This is a genomic window from Pseudomonas californiensis (genome assembly GCF_021147775.1).
Lineage (GTDB): Bacteria > Pseudomonadota > Gammaproteobacteria > Pseudomonadales > Pseudomonadaceae > Aquipseudomonas > Aquipseudomonas californiensis.
The window spans coordinates 55,649-75,501 of record NZ_JAGTPK010000009.1 but is presented as its reverse complement, the minus strand read 5'-3'; the positions used below and the strand labels follow the sequence as shown (position 1 = coordinate 75,501).

Annotated in this window: 15 protein-coding genes and 1 pseudogene; 12 read left to right on the top strand and 4 right to left on the bottom strand. The window is 59.7% G+C overall.

Annotated features, from left to right (window positions below; translation table 11 throughout):
• Position 1 precedes the first annotated feature (1 nt).
• Positions 2-1,153: a serine hydrolase domain-containing protein gene (locus KDX37_RS10860; protein ID WP_231652704.1), complete on the top strand. Its 1,152-nt coding sequence runs from the start codon at positions 2-4 to the stop codon at positions 1,151-1,153.
• On the opposite strand, the gene ftrA is transcribed toward KDX37_RS10860, so the two are convergent.
• Entirely contained in the window at positions 1,140-2,093 is a 954-nt protein-coding gene (gene ftrA, locus KDX37_RS10855) for a transcriptional regulator FtrA (protein WP_231652703.1), read from the bottom strand. The genes KDX37_RS10860 and ftrA overlap by 14 nt on opposite strands.
• Before the next feature lie 132 nt (positions 2,094-2,225).
• Here ftrA and KDX37_RS10850 point away from each other — a divergent pair, with 132 nt between their 5' ends.
• The 4 genes from KDX37_RS10850 to treS all read left to right on the top strand — a co-directional run bounded on the left by KDX37_RS10850 (position 2,226) and on the right by treS (position 6,225).
• Positions 2,226-2,831, top strand: a complete 606-nt coding sequence (locus tag KDX37_RS10850) for a DJ-1/PfpI family protein (protein ID WP_231652702.1) — start codon at positions 2,226-2,228, stop codon at positions 2,829-2,831.
• Between the two features lie 295 nt (positions 2,832-3,126).
• Complete coding sequence (locus KDX37_RS10845; RefSeq protein WP_231652701.1) at positions 3,127-3,387, top strand: helix-turn-helix domain-containing protein; 261 nt, start codon at positions 3,127-3,129, stop codon at positions 3,385-3,387.
• 35 nt (positions 3,388-3,422) lie between these two features.
• Positions 3,423-3,992, top strand: coding sequence for a LysR family transcriptional regulator substrate-binding protein (locus KDX37_RS10840; protein WP_231652856.1), 570 nt, complete (start codon positions 3,423-3,425; stop codon positions 3,990-3,992).
• 166 nt (positions 3,993-4,158) lie between these two features.
• The gene (treS, locus tag KDX37_RS10835) at positions 4,159-6,225 is read left to right on the top strand and encodes a maltose alpha-D-glucosyltransferase (RefSeq protein ID WP_231652700.1); all 2,067 of its coding nucleotides are present in this window, start codon (positions 4,159-4,161) and stop codon (positions 6,223-6,225) included.
• An 81-nt stretch (positions 6,226-6,306) separates the two neighbouring features.
• Here treS and KDX37_RS10830 read toward each other — a convergent pair whose 3' ends face one another.
• Positions 6,307-8,094 carry a sigma-54-dependent Fis family transcriptional regulator gene (locus tag KDX37_RS10830; protein ID WP_231652699.1) on the bottom strand — a complete coding sequence of 596 codons (1,788 nt, stop codon included), beginning with the start codon at positions 8,092-8,094 and terminating at the stop codon, positions 6,307-6,309.
• A gap of 277 nt (positions 8,095-8,371) precedes the next feature.
• On the opposite strand from KDX37_RS10830, the pseudogene KDX37_RS10825 reads away from it, so the two are divergent.
• From KDX37_RS10825 to KDX37_RS10815, 3 genes and pseudogenes are all read left to right on the top strand, one after another.
• Positions 8,372-9,853 (top strand): annotated as a pseudogene (locus KDX37_RS10825) (benzaldehyde dehydrogenase).
• A gap of 56 nt (positions 9,854-9,909) precedes the next feature.
• Complete coding sequence (locus tag KDX37_RS10820) at positions 9,910-10,677, top strand: coniferyl-alcohol dehydrogenase (RefSeq protein ID WP_231652698.1); 768 nt, start codon at positions 9,910-9,912, stop codon at positions 10,675-10,677.
• Between the two features lie 82 nt (positions 10,678-10,759).
• Positions 10,760-11,707 (top strand): SphA family protein, encoded by a 948-nt coding sequence (locus KDX37_RS10815; RefSeq protein WP_231652697.1) that lies wholly within the window; start codon positions 10,760-10,762, stop codon positions 11,705-11,707.
• 103 nt (positions 11,708-11,810) lie between these two features.
• Here the strand turns inward: KDX37_RS10815 and mhpT are convergent, their stop codons facing one another.
• Positions 11,811-13,025 (bottom strand): 3-(3-hydroxy-phenyl)propionate transporter MhpT, encoded by a 1,215-nt coding sequence (gene mhpT / locus KDX37_RS10810; protein WP_231652696.1) that lies wholly within the window; start codon positions 13,023-13,025, stop codon positions 11,811-11,813.
• A 324-nt stretch (positions 13,026-13,349) separates the two neighbouring features.
• Between mhpT and KDX37_RS10805 the strand changes: the two genes are divergently transcribed.
• Entirely contained in the window at positions 13,350-14,672 is a 1,323-nt protein-coding gene (locus KDX37_RS10805; protein ID WP_231652695.1) for an OprD family porin, read from the top strand.
• A 45-nt stretch (positions 14,673-14,717) separates the two neighbouring features.
• On the opposite strand, the gene KDX37_RS10800 is transcribed toward KDX37_RS10805, so the two are convergent.
• Positions 14,718-15,206 (bottom strand): MarR family winged helix-turn-helix transcriptional regulator, encoded by a 489-nt coding sequence (locus tag KDX37_RS10800; RefSeq protein WP_231652694.1) that lies wholly within the window; start codon positions 15,204-15,206, stop codon positions 14,718-14,720.
• A gap of 214 nt (positions 15,207-15,420) precedes the next feature.
• Between KDX37_RS10800 and KDX37_RS10795 the strand changes: the two genes are divergently transcribed.
• From KDX37_RS10795 to KDX37_RS10785, 3 genes are all read left to right on the top strand, one after another.
• Positions 15,421-16,251, top strand: coding sequence for a p-hydroxycinnamoyl CoA hydratase/lyase (locus KDX37_RS10795; RefSeq protein ID WP_231652693.1), 831 nt, complete (start codon positions 15,421-15,423; stop codon positions 16,249-16,251).
• A gap of 108 nt (positions 16,252-16,359) precedes the next feature.
• A complete protein-coding gene (locus tag KDX37_RS10790) occupies positions 16,360-17,808 on the top strand; it encodes an aldehyde dehydrogenase (RefSeq protein WP_231652692.1) in 1,449 nt (482 codons plus the stop codon).
• A 153-nt stretch (positions 17,809-17,961) separates the two neighbouring features.
• Positions 17,962-19,848, top strand: a complete 1,887-nt coding sequence (locus tag KDX37_RS10785) for a feruloyl-CoA synthase (protein ID WP_231652691.1) — start codon at positions 17,962-17,964, stop codon at positions 19,846-19,848.
• The last annotated feature ends 5 nt before the right edge of the window (positions 19,849-19,853 follow it).

Here is a 19,853-nt window from a genome sequence, read left to right as displayed (position 1 = left end):
CATGATCGTGGTGGATGACCGGGCTGTTCTGCGGTTGAAAGCGGTCTGGCAGCGCTATGTGGATCAGGGACGCATAGTCGGTGGCGTGCTGTTGGTTGCCCAGCATGGCGAACTGCGATTCGCCAGTGCCCGAGGCTGGGCCGATCGGGAAGCGCAGTGCCCGGTCACCCGCGACACGCGTTTTCGCCTGGCGTCGCTGAGCAAGTTGTTGACCTCGATAGCGGTTCTGCAACTGTGCGAAGAGGGCGTATTGAGGCTCGATGGGCCGGTGACCGACTGGCTGCCGGCTTTCAGACCCCGATTGGCCTGCGGCCGTGAGCCGGTGATCAACCTGCGTCATTTGCTGTCCCATACGTCGGGCCTGAGCTACGGCTTCGAACAGGCCACCGGCACTGCTTATCAGCGGGCCGGCGTATCGGACGGGCTGGACCTCGTGCCGTTTGGTCTTGAGGAAAATCTGGCCCGGCTCGCGAACGTTGCACTGCTGTTCGAACCGGGCAGTGCATGGGGATATTCGCTGGCCACCGATGTGCTGGGCGCGGTGATCGAGCGCGCCACGGGGCTGACCTTGTCTCAGGTCATTGATCAGCAGGTGACGGCCCCGCTGGGCATGAGCGCAACCGCGTTCCGTCACACTTCAAACCAGGCGCTGGCGTGTGCATACAAGGACAGTGACAGAAAACCAGAGCGGATCGGACCTCATGACGTACTGGTACTCGACAGTGGCGTGGCACGGCTGTCGCCGGACCGCTGGGTGTGGCAACAGGGTTATGAGTCTGGAGGGGCGGGTCTGCTCGGCACCGCCGATGATTATCTGCGATTGCTGGAGTGCCTGCGTCTGGGCGGGGCACCGCTACTCAGTCGTGGCAGCAGCGAGGCGATGCTGGGCAATGCGATAGGGCAAACGGTCATCAAGGGGCGAGGGACGGGCTGGAAGTTCGGTCTGGGCCCCATGGTCCTGACCGACCCATTGGCTGCCGGGCAGCGGCAGGGCACAGGCACCTGGTCATGGTGTGGCCTGTACGGCAACCATTACTGGGTGGATCCGGTGTCGGCCATCAGTCTGGTGACGGTGACCAACACGGCTGTTGCAGGCGCCTGGGGGGAGTTCGCCGATACGCTGGTCGAGGCGCTCTACGTCAGGCCCTGGTGAACTGCTTGCGGTAGCTGCTCGGGCTGATCCCCACCAGGTTACGGAAGTGCCGGCGAAACGACTCTTCGGAACCAAACCCGGTTCTGTCCACCACTTCATTGAGGCGCAACTTCGAGGATTCGAGCAACTCCTTGGCGTACGCCACGCGCTCGCCCAACAACCAGTCATACGGTGTCAGCCCGGTGCTTTCCATGAAGCTGCGGTGCAGGGTACGCGTACTGACTGCGGCCCGTGAGGCCATTTCCTTGATGGTATGGGGACGCTGCAGGTCGCCGCGAATCCAGTCCATCAGATTGGAAATAGGTCCGTCGCTGGCCGACACCAGTTGGCGTGACGCGTATTGCGACTGTCCGCCTTCGCGGTGCGGCGGGATCACCATGCGCTGCGCGACCATGTTGGCGACCCGTGAGCCATGATCATTGCGCACCAGGTGCAACATCATGTCCAGGCCAGCCGCGGAGCCGGCAGCGGTAACGATATTGCCCTGATCCACATACAGTTCGTTGGGCTGAATAGTCAGCTCCGGGTACATGGTCGCCAGCAGGTCGGTATAGCGCCAGTGCGTGGTGACTTTGTGCCCATCCAGCAGGCCTGCTGCCGCCAGCACAAACGCGCCGGTGCAGATCGAGCAGATCCTTGTACCCCGAGCGTGCGCGGCCTGAAGCTGTTCGATCAGGCGTTGCGGCACTTTGGATTCCACGCCGCGCCAGCCTGGCACGATGATGGTGTCGGCGTTTTCCAGCAGCACTTCGCCGGGCGTCGGGACAATGGTGATGCCGCCTGCTGCGGTGATCGGGCCATCGTCGACCGGGAACGTCGCGAACTCATACCAGCTCACGCCAAGCTCAGGCCTTTTCAAGGCAAAAACCTCGACGGTACAGCCGAATTCGAAGGTGCAGAGCTGGTTATAGATCAAAGCCACAACAAGATGATTTTTCATGGCGCGATGTTACCGGATATTGGCATTTCGGACAGTGGTTCGTGCTGATCCTACTGGGTAATCTGCAGGCTGTCATTCAGCTTGAAACGCAACCTTGCAAGAGGTCCGTCAAACGGACCCAGGAGCCAATTCGTGTCGCTCAATATCGGTATCTATGTGTATGACGACGTCGAAGTTCTCGACTTCGCTGGCCCCTACGAAGTATTCACCACCGCAACGCGCATGCATGCCCGTAACAGCCGTGATGACAAGCCCTTGTTCAATGTCTTCACCATTGGACGCAGCACGGCACCGATACGGGCCCGCGCTGGCTTGAAGGTCGATCCGGACTTCTCCATCAATGACCATCCGGCCGTTGATTGCCTGATCGTTCCAGGTGGCGTGGTCAACGCCGAACTGGAAAAACCGGACGTCATTCGCTGGATCAGTGATCAGTCAGAACCTGGCCGGGTGGTTGCAGCCGTCTGCACGGGTGCGTTCATGCTCGCCAAGACCGGTAAGCTTGCAGGCAAGCAGGTCACCACGCATTGGGAGGACATCGCCGATCTGAAGGAAATGTTCCCTTCCATCGACGTACTCAGCACCTTGCGCTGGGTTGACGAAGGATCGTTCGTCACTTCGGCGGGTATCTCTGCCGGGATCGACATGAGCCTGCATCTGGTGGAGCGTCTGCACAGCCGTGAACTGGCCGAACGCACGGCACTGCAACTGGATTTCGACTGGACCGAGAACGACTGAGTCATCCCGCCTGCCTGCTGCATTTCTTTTCGATGGAAATATCGGGGCTGATGTCTGTTCCGGCCGAGGCCCCTCGGCCGGAATCAGGGCGTCCCTGATCATCATGGACCTGTGACGTCGTCCATTCAGCCCTTTCCGGGAAGCTGCAGTCGTGTTACCCCCGCCCGACAGATCTTCGAGCGCTGCCGACAAGCCGGGCAGGCGGTTGCGGTTGCGGGGGCTCTTGTACTCCCGACCCTCAGCCTGTTCGCTGGCAGGCCGCGCCCACTACCGCAATTTTCAGAGTGCAAGACCCATGAAAACCCATTTTTTCAAAATCGTTCAAACCGTTGCCCAGCATGGCTCATTCTCGGAAGCAGCTGCCATTCTGGGCTGCAGTCAGTCCAACATCAGTTATGCCATCAAGGAAGTCGAAGATTTCTTCGAGAAGCGCCTGTTCATCCGCAGCCGTTCGGGCTGCACCCTGACGCCTGAAGGCACGGTGATTACCCAGACACTGGGCAATATCATGGCCACGCTTGAACAACTAAAAAAAATGGGGTCAGTGGTAGTGTAACGATTCACTATTTCACCCATATTCAGGAAACCACCCTGACCGCATCGCTGGATTTCCTGGCCCGTCATTACCCCGACATTCACCTGAATATCCTGCACAGCAGCGACCAGCACCCCTCACTGGAGCCTCTGAAACGAGACATCGCCGACATTCTGATTCTGCCAACTACCATGCTGGGCGAGCATTATCTTGATCATCATCAGTGGTCAGATCATTACGTGCTGGTCTCAGCCCGCAGCAAACAGTCGGCTACTCGCAGCTTTACCGAGCTGTCGCAGGCCTCGCGCTACGTCGCCTGGCGGCACCCAGGCATGGATCGGCTGAACCAGCAGCTGGCGTCCGCGCAATTGCGCTTGAATCATCGTGGCGAGCTGACGTGCGTCGAAACCCTGTTGGACCTGATCGGCCGTCAACACTGTATTTCAATACTCCCGACCGTTTTTCTGTCGGGGCGTCTCAGGGAGCTGGAAGCCGTGCCGCTGCCTGTGACGATCATGCGTCAGCTCAGTGTAGTGGCACGTCCCACCTCACTGTTGTCCAACGCCGCCAATGCTGTGATCCAGGCGCTCAAACGGCCTGTTTCGCTGAGCATTCAGCGTTATTGAGTTGCGAAGTCGCGGGTGCATGCCTCACTTCAGGCAGCGTATTGATCCGGGCACGGCCTATGAATGCAACGTTTTGCCTTCGCAAGGCTCATAACCCTGAGTAATACATTCAGGACGGCCCTTCGGGGCGTCCGTCGCTGCGGATTCGAGAGGAAGACTGGACGCTATGACGATACCGGACAAGCAGTACGTGGACTGGCTGGTCGAGCAATCGATGCTGAACGCTGCAAGGCAGCGCGCCAAGACCTACTCGGGGCAGGGCCGTCTCTGGCAGCGTCCCTTCGCTCAGGCCCGGCCGCGGGACGCTTCTGCCATTGCATCGGTCTGGTTCACGGCCTACCCGGCGTCGATCGTGACGCGCGAGGGTGGTTCGGTGCTCGAGGCACTGGGCGATGAGACCTTGTGGCATGCCTTGTCGGAAATCGGCATTCAGGGCATCCACAACGGCCCGCTGAAGCTGTCCGGTGGCCTGCAAGGCCGCAACCGGACGCCGAGCATCGATGGCAACTTTGACCGGATCAGTTTCAGCATCGACCCGGAACTCGGCACCGAAGCCCAGTTGCTCAGCATGACCCGCATCGCAGCAGCGCATAACGCGGTCGTCATTGATGATGTGATCCCGTCACACACCGGCAAAGGTGCCGACTTCAGGCTGGCAGAGCTGGCGTACGAGGATTACCCCGGCCTTTACCACATGGTCGAGATTCGCGAGGAAGACTGGAGCCTGCTGCCGGATGTAGCCACGGGCCGGGATGCAGTCAACCTGACGCCGGACGTGGTCGATCAGTTGCGCGACAAGCATTATATTGTCGGCCAGTTGCAGCGGGTGATCTTCTTCGAGCCTGGCGTCAAGGAAACCGACTGGAGCGCGACGGATGTCGTGCAAGGTGTCGACGGCAAGGCTCGCCGCTGGGTCTACCTGCATTACTTCAAGGAAGGCCAGCCTTCGCTGAACTGGCTGGACCCAAGCTTTGCTGCTCAACAAATGATCATTGGGGACGCGCTGCATTCCATTGATGTTTCGGGCGCGCGGGTACTGCGTCTGGACGCCAACGGCTTCCTGGGGGTCGAGCGCCGCGCGGAAGGCACGGCATGGTCCGAAGGCCATCCGCTGTCGGTGACCGGCAACCAGTTGTTGGGCGGTGCGATTCGCAAGGCCGGTGGTTTCAGCTTTCAGGAGTTGAACCTGACCATCGACGACATCGCCTCCATGAGCCATGGCGGGGCGGATCTGTCTTACGACTTCATCACCCGTCCTGCGTATCAGCATGCGCTGTTGACCGGCACCACCGAGTTCCTGCGTCTGATGCTGCGTCAGGTGCACGCGTTTGGTATTGACCCGGCTTCACTGATTCATGCGCTGCAGAATCACGATGAGCTGACTCTGGAACTGGTGCATTTCTGGACGCTGCATGCCCATGACACTTACCTGTACCAAGGGCAGACATTCCCCGGCAACATCCTGCGCGAACACATTCGCGAAGAGATGTACGAGCGCCTTTCCGGTGAGCACGCGCCTTACAACCTCAAGTTCGTCACCAACGGCGTGTCCTGCACCACGGCCAGTATCATCACGGCTGCGCTGGGTATTCGTGATCTGAGCACCATCACCGATGCCGATATTCAGCAGATTCAGCACATCCACTTGCTGCTGGTGATGTACAACGCCATGCAACCAGGCGTGTTCGCCCTGTCTGGCTGGGATTTGGTAGGCGCCCTGACATTGCCGGCCGAGCAGGTTCAGCACTTGATGCAGGATGGCGACACGCGCTGGATTCATCGCGGTGCCTATGACCTGGCCGATCTGGACCCGGAGGCCGAGTTCTCGGCAGGTGACATGCCGCGTGCCCAGACTTTGTACGGCAGCCTGGTGAGTCAGCTCAAACGGCCTGATTCCTTCGCGTCGCAACTGAAGAAGATACTGGCGGTGCGTCGTGCCTACGACATTGCTGCCAGCCGTCAGATTCTGATTCCTGACGTGCAGCATCCAGGCCTGTTGGTGATGGTGCACGAGCTGCCCGCCGGCAAAGGCACGCAGATCACCGCGCTCAATTTCAGCGCCGACACCATCGTCGAGACGCTGCATCTGCCTGACATCGCACCCGGCCCGGTGGTCGACATCATCAACGAACGCGTGGAAGGCGATCTGACCGAGCAGGGTGAATTCACCATTACGCTGGATGCTTATGAAGGGTTGGCGTTGCGCGTGGTCAGTACCTCTCCGATGGTCTGACTACGCTGTTGCACCGGTGACATGAAAACGCAGCCCTCCGGCTGCGTTTTTGTAAGCGCTTTTTCTGACGGCTTCAGGCGTCTAGGTTGTTTTGAGGCTGTGTTTTTTCAGGCGGTAAGCAAACTGCGCACGGCTGAGCCCCAACAGGCGTGAGGCCGCTGCCAGATTGCCCTCACTTTTCTCCAGCGCCTGGCGTATCAGGCGTTCTTCCAGGCCGTCTATGGAAAACCCTTCGGATCGGCTTAGCGTATCCAGCAGGTCAGCACCTTCCTCTGGTTGGTGTTCGGACTCCGCGTGCGCGGCCGCGCCCGATGGCAACGAAAGACCACCGTGCAGATTCAGTGAGTAGCTGTCCATTGGAAGCGACTCGTTGCGAAAGATGTGCATCAGGTCGATCGGCTGACCGTCATCGCTGGCGATCAGTCCCCGCTCAACGAGGTTCTGCAGCTCTCGTACATTGCCAGCGAAGTCGTAACGTAACAGCGTTTTCAGTGCTCGCATGGTCAGGCCCGCAGGCGTGCGTCCGTACTCCAGGCAGAAGCGTTTGAGAAAAGCGTTGATCAGCAGCGGGATGTCATCGCGGCGTTCGCGTAGCGGGGGCAGGGCGATGGGATAGACGTTCAGGCGATAAAACAGGTCTTCACGGAAATTGCCCTCGGCTACGGCTCTGCGCAGATCAATGTTGGTGGCGGCGACCACTCGCACGTTGACCTTGATGCTGTGCCCGCCACCCACGCGTTCAATCTCGCGCTCCTGCAAGGCGCGCAGTAACTTGCTTTGCCCGGCCAAGCTAAGGCAGGTGATCTCATCGAGAAACAGCGTGCCGTTGTTGGCGCGTTCAAAACGGCCGGGACGCGAGTGGGTAGCACCGGTGTATGCGCCGCGCTCCACACCAAACAGCTCGGCCTCGATCAGGTTGTCCGGGATTGCTGCACAGTTGAGTGCCACGAACGGCCCTTCACGGTTTCGGCTCAACTGGTGCAACTGTCGGGCAAACATCTCCTTGCCGACACCGGATTCGCCGCTTATCAGCACCGTAGCGGGCGTCATGGCAACGCGCTGCAGGGCCTGAGTTGCCACGTTGAACGCTGCGCTGGCGCCAATCAACGGCTGCTCTGCACCGGTGGGTGGGTCCACGCTGTACGCGGCAGCGCTTGTCGGTGCTGCAGCCATTGCGCTGGTGGAGGGTACGACGCGCAGGTAGCTCAGGTCATGTTCGGCATCGCCCCATTGCTCGGCGGTCTTGCCAATGACCCTGCAATGGCTGTGCCCCATGCCCCGGCATTCCACTTCCCGGAATATCACCATCTGCCCGAACAACCCGCTCACAAAGCCTATGGCGTAGCCGACTTCGGTCCAGCACACCGGGTCCTGCCCGATGCCGTAGGCCGCGACGTGTTCATCCGCTTCGCAGGAGTTGTGCCAAAGGAACTCGCCTTCATAGAAGCCCGAGTCTGCATCGAACTTGAAATGCAGCGGCTCGACTTTGGTCATGCCCTCAAGCGTATGCAAGTGAGTACCGGCGCGAAACGCCGACGTGGCGTCCGCCATGGGCCAGCGTTCGCGGATCAATCGGGCGTCTCTGGCACCGGACAGATAACCGGCCCGGGTGAACATCCCGCGGGCCTGCTCAAGGCCCTGACGTTCAATGATCTCGCGGCGCAAGGTGCCAAACGACGAACTGTGCAGCAACAGCATTCGTTGATCATTGAGCCAGATACGCCCGTCGTCAGGTGAAAAGAACAGGCAGCTGGTCAATTCCTCGGGGGTCGGTGACTGGCTGCCGCTTGTCTGGCTACTGTCGCCTCTCGGGTCGAAATGTTCGGTAGCGACGCTGTGGTCAGGGAGATGGCAGTGAGGATTATTCATTGTTGTGCCTCGGACCCGGACTGAATGAAATGATCATGTGTCAGAAAGTTATTAAACATAACTTTATCAAATGAACAAGTGGTCAGAGGTCCGCCGTCGCCAGACAACGCCGTGCCTCGTTGTCATGAACGGCTGAAACGATCGAGACAGATCGGTTGCTGATGGATGTCAACGGATGATGGCAAAACCGGCACAGCGCTTGCTGAGTCTGAACTACGGCGCTTGCGACCCACCCTTGTGGCGCAGCGATTACAACCATAAAAGCCGGAGTATCAAGATGTCTGTAACTGACGCGGTTCCTTTGCTGCAACGTGCCCTTGAAGCGGAATGCATTTTCAACGGCGACTGGATACCCTCATCCGCCTAGTTGTTGCAGGTGATCGAGCCTGCTACCGGTGACCTGCTGATGAACACCGCCATGGCAGGTCCGGCGGATATCGCCGTCGCCTGCCGTGAGGCCGCACTGGCTCAGCCTGCCTGGGCAGCACTCGGGCCACGCGAGAAAGCCGAGATATTCCTGCTCGCCGCCGATCTTGCGGTGTGCTCGTACGACGAGCTGTCGCTGTACGTTGCCCGTGAGACGGGGGGCAGTCTGCATAAGGGCCAGCACGAAGTGAACGAAGCCATCGTGTTGCTGCGTCAGGCCGCAGGCATGCTGTCGCAAGCCCACGGCCATGGGTTGATGCTGCCGAGTGCGGCGGGCCGTTTGTCCTACGCACGCCGCGTCCCACATGGAGTGATCGGGATGATTTCTCCGTTCAACTTCCCGCTGGTGCTGTCGCTGCGCACCGTGGCGCCTGCATTGGCAGCCGGTAATGCGGTGGTGCTCAAGCCTGACCCGCGAACCCCGGTCAGTGGCGGTTTTCTGATCGCTCGCCTGTTCGAAGAGGCGGGGTTGCCGAAAGGCTTGCTACACGTATTGCCGGGTGCTGCAGATGCGGGCGAAGCGCTGTGCCGCGACACAAATGTGCAAATGATCACGTTCACCGGGTCCACCGGTGCCGGGCGCAAGGTGGGTGAAGTGGCGGGGCGCAACCTCAAGAAGGTCTCGCTGGAGCTGGGTGGCAAGAATCCGTTGATCATTCTGGAGGATGCTGACCTGGACGTCGCGGCCAGCAATGCAGCTTTTGGTGCCTGGCTGCACCAGGGGCAGATCTGCATGGCTACGGGCCTGATCCTTGTGCACGAATCCATCGCCGCTGAACTGACCCGCAAGCTGGCGGACAAGGCGCGAGCCTTGACGGTGGGTAACGCGGCGCGTGGCGAAGCGGCGTTGGGCCCGTTGATCGACGCTCGGCAAGTTCAGCATGTCCACGCGCTGGTCAGCGACAGTCTGGAGAACGGCGCGCGACTGGAAACCGGCGGCGAGTACGAAGGCCTGTTCTATCGGCCCACGGTGCTCAGCGGCGTGAAACCTGGCATGCGAGCGTTTGAAGAGGAGGTGTTCGGGCCAGTGGCAATCGTGGTCAGCTTCAGTACCGACGAGGAGGCCATCGAACTGGCCAACCGTTCGGAATATGGCCTCGCGGCGGCAGTGATTTCGCCGTCGATTGGCCGGGCGATGGCCATCGGTGATCGCCTCAGATGTGGCCTGCTGCATATCAATGATCAGACCGTAGCGGATGAATGCATCAACTCGTTCGGAGGCCGTGGCGCTTCCGGTAACGGCGGCAGCGCGGGCAGCCCGTCCGACTGGGACGAATACTGCCAATGGCAATGGGTCACCGTAAAGCAACAGGCCCCGGTGTATCCGTTCTGAATGCCGCACACAGCAGTGACTGAAACGTGATCCAACAATAACAAGAGAGCACGACCATGAACCTGAACAACAAAACACTGATCGTGACAGGCGTGTCATCCGGTATCGGCGCAGAACTGGCCCGCCTGGCGCGCTTTCAAGGCGCCAGGGTCATTGGCATCGACCGGCATGAACCGCAACTCACCGTGGACGCCTTTTTCAAGGCGGATCTGGGTGATCCTGACAGCATCAATACGCTGGTCAAACAGCTGCCCAGACAGATTCACGGGTTGTGCAACATCGCCGGTGTGCCGGGTACTGCGCCCGCGCAAGTCGTGGCGCAGGTCAATTACCTGGGGCTGCGCCACCTGACCGAGCGACTGCTGCCAAACATTGTCGAGGGTGGCAGCATCGTCAATGTTTCATCCGTACTCGGCGCGCAATGGCCTGAACGTCTGGAATTGCACAAAGCGCTGGCCGCCACTGAAAACTATGCGCATGGCCAGCAATGGCTCGCGGCCAATCCCGTGCCACAGGACACCTGCTACCAATACTTCAAGGAAGCCTTGATTGTCTGGAGTTTCCAACAATCTGAAGCCTGGTTTCGCGACCATTCGGTGCGGGTCAACTGTGTGGCGCCTGGCCCGGTGTTCACCCCCATTCTGGGCGATTTCGTGGCGATGGTTGGCGAGGAGCGGGTGGCCCGTGACGGCTTGCGCATGAAGCGCCCCGCGCTTGCGGATGAAGTGGCCGAGGTGATCGCCTTTCTGTGCTCCGATGCGTCGCGTTGGGTGAACGGGGTGAACCTGCCCGTCGATGGAGGGCTGGCGGCAACCTACGTCTGACGGCATCAGCGGATATAAACCGACGACATGTTCGTGTCGTCGGCGCTTTGAAAATAACAACAAAAACCAAAGGAATCACAAGATGCAGAAGTCTATCTTGCGGACAGTTGCGACCGTTTCAATCATCACCCTGACATCGACCGCTTATGCCTACGACTTGCCCGGTCTGAATCTGGGCAACACCAGTTTCTACGACGGCTCTCCCGCACCGGACGGTCCAGGGTGGTATCTGGAAGAGTACGTCAACTTCGCAAAAGCCGATCGCTTCAACGATGTCAACGGTGACAAGCTGGCTCAACCCAAGCAGGAAGTCGATGTCATGGCTGTTACCACACAGCTCATCTACCTCGCGCCGCCGATGGCCAATGGCGCAATGCCGGGCATAACAGCGATCAACACCTCGCTGGCGCATGCTGATGTGGATGATGGTCTGAACAACAGCGTGCTCAGCTCCCGAGCCGGTTTCGGCGATCTGATTCTCGGCCCGTTTCTGCAACTGCCGACCTTGAGCCGTGCCGACGGCAGCCCGATGCTGACCCAACGGGTTGAAGCGGATATCGTGATTCCGGTCGGCGCCTACAACCGTAATCGCTCGATCAACCCCGGCAGCAACTTCTGGTCGTTCAACCCGTACTACGCAGCCACGTACTGGTTTTCGCCAAAATGGTCGGCCAGCGGGCGCTTCATGTACCTGTGGAACGGCAAGAACGATGACCCGCAGGCCGGCTTCGGCAACGTTTCCGACACCCAGGCCGGGCAGGCGTTGCACGCCAACCTGACCCTGCAATACGCGGTGAGTGAGCAACTGTCTGTGGGTTTGAATGGCTATTGGCTCAAACAGATAACCGATACCCAGGTGGACGGGCGCGACGTGAGTGGCCGCAAGGAGAAGGTCTGGGCCATTGGGCCAGGGGCCATGTACGCGTTCAACAAACAGAACATTCTGACGGTCAATACCTACTTTGAGCAGGGCGCAGAGAACCGCACGGAGGGCAACAAGCTGGTGCTGAATTTCCTCCACAAGCTTTGAGACTGGCCGGGGTTCACAAGGGCAAAAAAGACCTTGTGAACCCCTATGGCCAAACCAGCTTAAAAGATCGAAACAGAGCCCACCACCCGTTTATGACGCATAATCAATTGGCCGTTTTGAGCGTTTGCCGCGCAGGAGCAGGCGCACGCGACAGCACGGTGATTGCCGCCAGTGCGGCGATTACCAGCCCTGGAGAGGTTGCCAGCAGAACACCGGCCGTTCCTGCACCGGCTCCGAGCAATTGCCCGGCGGCCAGTGGACCCGCCACCGACCCCAGACGTCCGATGGCCACCGCTGCACCAACGCCCGTTGCCCGGACCGACGTCGGGTAGGATGGCGGAGCGAGCGCATACAGCACCAGTTGCGCGGCCATGACAAACACGCCGGCTGCAAACCCGGCGGCTGCCATGGGCACGATGCCCACTGACAGACCCACGCCGGCCAGCGCCGCGAGCAGACCGGTATAAACGAACAGCACCACTTTGATACCGTTGCAGCGGTCGAGCAGCACCCCACCCAGCAATGAACCGAGCGCACCGCCGATATTGAACAGCATCTGCACCATACCTGCCTGCGGCTTGCTGAAACCTTTGCCTATCAGCAGAGAAGGCAGCCAGTTGAGCAGCATGTACATGACCGTCAGGGTAAAGAAGTAGCCCAGCCACAGAGCAAACGTCGTCCGCGCCCGGCCTTCGCCAAACAGTGCGCCCGCCGTGGAGTGGCGTTCCTGCGAGGCGGCCGTCTGTTGGCGAAACGCGCTGGATTCAGGCAGCAACAGGATCATCAGCGGTACCACCAACAGGGGGGCCAGGCCACCAATGATGAAGGTGCTTTGCCAGTGGTCGCTGGTGAACATGGCGACTACCGCAGCCAGCGCGCCGCCCAGGGGAACGCCGGAATACATCACGCTGATCGCCGCTGCGCGGTGGCGCTCACCGACGGCTTCGGCGCAGAGTGCGATCAGGTTGGGCAGGGCGGCGCCCAGCCCCAGCCCGGTCATGAACCTGACGAGCAGCAGGCCAGAAAAGGTGCTGACGTACGCGGTGCTCAAGGAAAACACCCCGAACAGCAGGACCGCGCCCACGAGAATTTTCTTGCGTCCGATCCGGTCGGCAATCCAGCCGCCAAAAAACGCACCCGGGAGCAGGCCGATAATGCCGGCGCTGAATACCCAGCCCATCATTTTCGGGTCCAGGGCGAATGTCTGACGCAGACCGGCAGCAGCGGTGCCTGCGGCCTGCAGGTCAAACCCTTCGATAAGCGCAACGATAAAACACAAAACGATGGTCAGCGTCGAACGACGCAACGGACTGTTCATGGCGAGCCTCACTGTTGTTTTTGTTGTGGTGCGGGCTTGATGACAGCCGCACTCCTGCTGGCGACACAGGTGGTCATTAAGGTAACAAAAATAACTAAAAAATGAAGGTGCGCTTTTTTTCATCAAAATCAGGCTTTAAACCCTTTTGAAACAGCAGCTTAATGTGAAGTATTCGGGGGTTTTTATATTTGATTAATAATATTAATGTTCGATTATCGGACATGGCTGATTGACGCCACTGAAAATTCTTTCAATTCTCTGTGCACGGTTCGGCAATCAGATGCTGGGTCGACCCTAAAACAACAACAATAAATGGACACCGACATGCCAAAACTCACAGAGGGTGTTTTAAAGGCTGTATCTGCATCATTTCCCGGCGGCAAAGGCCGTAGCGTGGCTTTGGGGCTGCTGGGTATAAGTGCGTTTCCGGCGTCGTCGATGGCGGAGGGCTTGTTGGACGACAGTCACGGTACGCTGACATTACGCAACTATTACATGGACCGTGACTACAAGGATGACGGCGCCAAGACCGCAGCCCGCGAGTGGGCGCAGGGTTTCATCATGAACGTGGAATCCGGGTACACGCCCGGCAAGCTGGGGTTTGGGCTCGACGCGCGAGGTCTGGTGGGCGTCAAGCTGGACTCATCGCCGGATCGCAGCGGCACCGAGTTGCTGCCGGTCTCTGCGAGTGACGGGCGCGCTGCTGACGAGTACTCCCGTCTGGGGCTTACGGGCAAGATGCGATTCAGTCAGACCACCATCAAGACCGGCGACGTGTCGATATTCCTGCCTTTTGCGTTCGCCAGCCCCTCAAGGCTGCTACCGCAGACGTTTCGCGGCACCACGCTGACGTCAAAAGAGGTGGACGGGCTGGTCCTGAATACGGGTTACATCGACAGGGTCAACAAGCGCGATTCCACCAACTACCAGGCCATCAGCATTGCGTCACCGAACCGACGCTTCAATGGCGCGGCGACCTCGTCGCACATGGCGTATGCCGGTGGCGATTATCAAATCACCAAAGAACTGAGCATGCGTGCCTACCATGCCGAGGTGGACGATCTGTACACCCAGAACACGCTGGCGTTGCTGCACAAGTTGCCGGTTGGCAACGGCGTGATCACGACTGACCTGCGCAGTTTTTTCAGCCAGGACAGTGGCAGCGCCAAGGCAGGCGAGGTCGACAATCAGAACCTCTCGGCCTTGCTCGGGTACAAGCTCGGCGGGCACAGCGTGAGCCTGGGTTATATGCATGCCAGCGGTGATACAGCGACACCCTATGTGTCCGGCACCGAGCTGATGGGCCTCAGTGAATTGACCATGAGCTCGGACTTTCTCAACGCCAAGGAGCATACCTGGCAAGCTGTTTACGACTACGATTTCACAGCCGTGGGCGTCGTGGGTCTGCGAAGCAGGTTACGTTATGTGCGCGGCGACAATATCGAGCTGACCGCTTTCAACGCCGATGATCGCAAGGAGCGCGAGTTTCAGATGGAGCTGGGTTATGTGATCCAGAGCGGTCCGCTGAAAAACGTCAGCCTGCTGGCGCGCAAATCCATCTATCGCAACGACTTCCCGGCCGGGGCGGCGTTTCGCGATGAAAATCAGACGCGCTTTGTGGTGCAGTACACGGTGTCGCTCTGGTAGACACGTCGCGCCGGCAGCCCCACCTGGGGCATCGGCGCAACCCTGTCAGGCCTGGTAAACCTTCTTCAGCAGCCGGAGCAGTGCTTCACGCTCTTGCGTGTCGAGTGCGGAAGTCGAATCCAGATCGCTCTCTGTGGCGATCTGTTTGAGCTCCTTGAGCAGTGTTTCACCGGGTTTGCTGAGGAAAATGCCGTAAGAGCGCTTGTCCGGTTTGCAGCGCACCCGCACGGCCAGCGCGCGGCTTTCCAGTTTGTTCAGCAAAGGCACGACTTGCGGAGGCTCAATCGCGAGGGCCTTGGCCAGATCAGCCTGCATCAACCCCGGATTCTGGTCGATGATAGCCAGCGCAGAGAACTGGGCGGGGCGCAGGTCGTGGGCAGAAAGGCGACCGATCAGGTTCTGGAACAGCTTGAGCTGCGCGCGGCGCATGGCGTATCCGATCAGATCATCCAGTGCAGAGTCCATGGGCAACGGCGCCTCGGAGGTCTGTTCCTGCACAGGGCAGACGTCGGCGATGTCGGATGGCTTGGCCATTGAAAATGCAGTCCTTTATGGTTGGGGCTTCACTGAAGATCAGCAGTTTGCCGGTGTTGGGCGGCCGTGGCTATGGGGCATTCACGACTCAGACCAGCATAACGGGAAGGAGTGCTCAAAAAACATGGTTAATCAGGATAATGGTTAATTGACATAACTATATTTGCAGTTTAGTTTTGAACCATCTTCAAGCCAAGAACAAGAGAGCATCGCCATGAGCAATTACGAAGGTCGCTGGACAACCGTCAAGGTCGAGATCGAACAAGGCATTGCATGGGTCACCCTCAACCGCCCGGAAAAACGCAATGCCATGAGCCCGACCCTCAACCGCGAGATGATCGATGTGTTGGAGACCGTGGAACAGGACCCTGAAGCGGGCGTTCTGGTACTGACCGGTGCTGGCGAAGCGTGGACGGCAGGGATGGACCTCAAGGAGTATTTCCGCGAGATTGATGCAGGTCCTGAAATCCTGCAGGAAAAGATCCGTCGCGAAGCCTCTCAATGGCAGTGGAAACTGCTGCGCATGTACACCAAGCCGACCATCGCCATGGTCAATGGCTGGTGTTTCGGCGGCGGTTTCAGCCCGCTGGTGGCCTGTGATCTGGCGATCTGCGCAGACGAAGCGACTTTTGGTCTGTCCGAAATCAACTGGGGCATCCCGCCGGGTAACCTGGTGAGCAAGGCCATGGCTGATACGGTTGGCCATCGCCAGTCGCTGTACTACATCATGACCGGCAAGACCTTTGGTGGTCAGAAGGCTGCAGAAATGGGCCTGGTCAATGAAAGCGTGCCACTGGCGCAATTGCGTCAGGTGACCACGGATCTGGCACTCAATCTGCTGGAAAAAAACCCGGTCGTGTTGCGTGCTGCCAAGCACGGCTTCAAGCGTTGCCGCGAACTGACCTGGGAGCAGAACGAGGATTACCTGTACGCCAAGCTCGATCAGTCCCGCCTGCTGGACAAGGAAGGCGGTCGCGAGCAGGGCATGAAACAGTTCCTCGACGAAAAAAGCATCAAGCCAGGCCTGCAGGCCTATAAGCGCTAAGCGCTGGGCATAGGGGCGTGACCGCCTGCTATGCCTGTACGCTTCACGGCGCTAATGTGAGCAATCGCTGTACTGCATTCCCGATAAAGACAATAAAGAGGAATCACCATGCTGGACGTGCCCCTGCTGATTGGCGGCCAGTCGTGCCCCGCCCGAGACGGACGTACCTTTGAACGCCGCAACCCGGTTACCGGCGAAGTGGTATCGCGCGTTGCCGCCGCCACACTCGAAGACGCCGACGCTGCGGTCGCTGCGGCCCAGGCGGCTTTTCCTGCCTGGGCGGCAATGGCGCCGGGCGAACGTCGTGCACGTCTGCTCAAGGCTGCCGAGCAACTGCAGGCTCGCAGCGCCGAGTTCATTGCTGCTGCTGGCGAAACCGGCGCAATGGCCAACTGGTATGGCTTCAACGTGCAGTTGGCGGCCAACATGCTGCGCGAAGCAGCGTCGATGACCACTCAGATCAACGGTGAAATCATTCCCTCCAATGTGCCCGGCAGTTTTGCCATGGCGCTGCGCCAGCCCTGTGGGGTGGTGTTGGGGATTGCGCCCTGGAATGCGCCGGTGATCCTCGCTACTCGTGCCATCGCCATGCCGCTGGCCTGTGGCAATACCGTAGTACTCAAGGCCTCGGAACTGAGCCCGGCCGTGCATCGCCTGATCGGTCAGGTATTGCAGGATGCCGGACTGGGTGATGGCGTGGTCAATGTCATCAGCAACGCTCCGGCCGACGCGCCAGCGATTGTCGAGCGCCTGATCGCTAACCCGGCCGTGCGCCGTGTCAACTTCACCGGTTCTACTCATGTCGGGCGCATCGTTGGCGAGCTTTCTGCCCGTCATCTCAAACCCGCGCTGCTGGAGCTGGGCGGCAAGGCGCCATTTCTGGTGCTCGACGATGCTGATCTGGATGCCGCCGTGGAGGCCGCAGCGTTCGGCGCCTATTTCAATCAGGGCCAGATTTGCATGTCCACCGAACGGTTGATCGTCGACAAGAAGGTGGCCGATGTATTCGTCGCCAAACTCGCCGCCAAGATCGAAACGCTGCGTGCGGGCAATCCAGACGACAGTACATCGGTGCTCGGTTCGCTGGTGGACGTCAGCGCCGGTACGCGCATCAAGGCGCTGATTGACGATGCTGTCAGCCAGGGCGCGACGCTGGTTGCAGGAGGGCAGTTGCAGGGCAGCATTCTTCAGCCAACACTGCTCGACGGCGTGACCGACAGCATGCGTCTGTATCGCGAGGAGTCCTTCGGGCCTGTTGCGGTATTGATCCGTGGGGAAGGGGACGAGGCGCTGCTGCAACTGGCCAATGATTCCGAGTTTGGCCTGTCAGCCGCAATCTTCAGCCGCGATACCACTCGCGCGTTGGCATTGGCGCAACGGATCGAGTCCGGTATCTGCCACATCAACGGGCCTACCGTGCACGACGAGGCGCAAATGCCCTTCGGCGGCGTGAAGTCCAGCGGCTACGGCAGTTTTGGCGGCAAGGCTTCGATCGAGCATTTCACCCAGTTACGTTGGGTGACCCTGCAGAACGGTCCGCGGCACTATCCGATCTGAACCCACGTGTGCGGCGCGCCGACAGGCCTTCAGGCCGCTGTCGCCGCTCGCACGCCAGGCCTAACAATAACAAGGCACAGCCACGCGCTGTAACGCTCACAACGAACGGCTGTGCGTCGTCCGGTGTCTGTGCGCCTTGATGGAGAGACGCTCGTGAGTTCCGAAATCAGTTCTTCAGCGCTGCAAATCCAAGAAGATTCGCCACGTTACCGACAGGTGTCCATCGGGCATCCGGCGGTCGACGTCCGTGAAGAAAAAGGCATTCTGCACATGCGCTCGCTTGAGCCGTTGGCCGAGTTGCCCCGGCGACTGCTGGACCGACTGGTGCACTGGGCAAAGGTCCGTCCGCAACAGACCTTCATTGCGGCACGCGACAGCCGGGGCGGCTGGCGCAAGGTCAGTTATGCCGACATGCTGGATGACGTGCGCGCCATTGCACAGGGTTTGCTCGGCTATGGACTGTCCGCCGAAAAGCCTCTGGCGTTGCTGTCTGGCAATGACATCGAACATCTGCAGATTGCACTGGGAGCCATGTACGCCGGGATTCCTTATTGCCCGGTGTCACCGGCGTATTCAGTGCTGTCGCAGGACTTTGCGAAACTGCGGCATGTCTGTGAGGTGCTGCAACCGGGCCTGGTCTTCATCAGCGATGCCGCGTCGTATCAGCGGGCTATCGATGCGGTCATTTCAGCTGAAACACCGATCATCACCGTGCGCGGGCAACTCAACGGCAGGCGGCAGTTGAGCTTTGCCAGCCTGTTCGAACAACCGGGCGGGGCCGAAGCCGAGGCGGCCTTCAGTGCCACGGGCCCCGACAGCATCGCCAAGTTTCTGTTTACCTCCGGGTCGACCAAGCTGCCCAAAGCAGTGGTGACCACCCAGCGCATGCTCTGCGCCAACCAGCAGATGCTGCTGCAGACGTTCCCGGTGTTTGGTGAGGAACCGCCGGTACTGGTGGACTGGTTGCCCTGGAACCATACCTTTGGCGGCAGCCATAACGTGGGGATCGTGTTGTACAACGGTGGCACGTTCTATCTGGATAACGGCAAGCCCACCGCTCAGGGCTTTGCCGAAACCCTGCGCAACCTCAAGGAGATTTCGCCCACCGCATACCTCACTGTTCCCAAGGGTTGGGAAGAACTGGTCAACGCGCTGGAGAAAGACGCTGACCTGCGTGAACGTTTCTTCTTCCGGATGAAATTGTTCTTCTTCGCCGCTGCGGGTCTGTCGCAAAGTATCTGGGATCGTCTGGACCGGGTCGCCGAGCAGCATTGCGGTGAACGCATTCGCATGATGGCCGGGCTGGGCATGACCGAGGCTGCACCTTCCTGCACCTTTACCACCGGGCCTTTATCGATGGCTGGCTATATAGGCTTGCCTGCGCCGGGCTGCGAAGTGCGACTGGTGCCGGTGGATGGCAAACTCGAAGGGCGGTTTCGCGGCCCGCACATCATGCCGGGCTACTGGCGGTCGCCGCAGCAGACAGCGGAGGTGTTCGACGAGGACGGCTTTTACTGTTCCGGCGATGCACTGAAACTGGCCGACCCCTCGGCACCGGAACTGGGCCTGATGTTTGATGGGCGTCTGGCCGAAGACTTCAAACTGTCGTCTGGCGTTTTCGTCAGCGTCGGCCCGATGCGCAATCGCGCTGTACTTGAAGGTTCGCCATATGTGCAGGACGTGGTCATCGCCGCGCCGGACCGGGAATGCCTGGGAGCGCTGGTATTTCCGCGGCTGCATGAATGCCGTCAGTTGGCGGGGCTTGGCGCCGATGCGAAAGACGCCGAGGTGCTGGCCAGTGAGCCGGTTCGTAGCTGGTTCGCCGATTGGCTGGCGCGCCTGAATCGTGACGCGAACGGCAATGCCAGTCGCCTGGAGTGGATCGCACTGCTCGATGAGCCTGCCTCCATCGACCGGGGTGAAATCACCGACAAGGGTTCGATCAACCAGCGCGCAGTGTTGCAGTGGCGCGCTGCCAAGGTCGAGGCCTTGTATCGCAACGAAGACCCTGAGGTATTGCGCGCAGGGTCTATTGAATGAGCGGT

Bases quoted from the DNA above. Each gene is read 5' to 3' on its own strand.
- KDX37_RS10860 (WP_231652704.1), top strand. From the start codon at position 2: ATGATCGTGGTGGATGACCGGGCTGTTCTGCGGTTGAAAGCGGTCTGG.
- ftrA (WP_231652703.1), bottom strand. From the start codon at position 2,093: ATGAAAAATCATCTTGTTGTGGCTTTGATCTATAACCAGCTCTGCACC.
- KDX37_RS10845 (WP_231652701.1), top strand. From the start codon at position 3,127: ATGAAAACCCATTTTTTCAAAATCGTTCAAACCGTTGCCCAGCATGGC.
- treS (WP_231652700.1), top strand. From the start codon at position 4,159: ATGACGATACCGGACAAGCAGTACGTGGACTGGCTGGTCGAGCAATCG.
- KDX37_RS10830 (WP_231652699.1), bottom strand. From the start codon at position 8,094: ATGAATAATCCTCACTGCCATCTCCCTGACCACAGCGTCGCTACCGAA.
- KDX37_RS10820 (WP_231652698.1), top strand. From the start codon at position 9,910: ATGAACCTGAACAACAAAACACTGATCGTGACAGGCGTGTCATCCGGT.
- KDX37_RS10815 (WP_231652697.1), top strand. From the start codon at position 10,760: ATGCAGAAGTCTATCTTGCGGACAGTTGCGACCGTTTCAATCATCACC.
- mhpT (WP_231652696.1), bottom strand. From the start codon at position 13,025: ATGAACAGTCCGTTGCGTCGTTCGACGCTGACCATCGTTTTGTGTTTT.
- KDX37_RS10805 (WP_231652695.1), top strand. From the start codon at position 13,350: ATGCCAAAACTCACAGAGGGTGTTTTAAAGGCTGTATCTGCATCATTT.
- KDX37_RS10800 (WP_231652694.1), bottom strand. From the start codon at position 15,206: ATGGCCAAGCCATCCGACATCGCCGACGTCTGCCCTGTGCAGGAACAG.
- KDX37_RS10795 (WP_231652693.1), top strand. From the start codon at position 15,421: ATGAGCAATTACGAAGGTCGCTGGACAACCGTCAAGGTCGAGATCGAA.
- KDX37_RS10790 (WP_231652692.1), top strand. From the start codon at position 16,360: ATGCTGGACGTGCCCCTGCTGATTGGCGGCCAGTCGTGCCCCGCCCGA.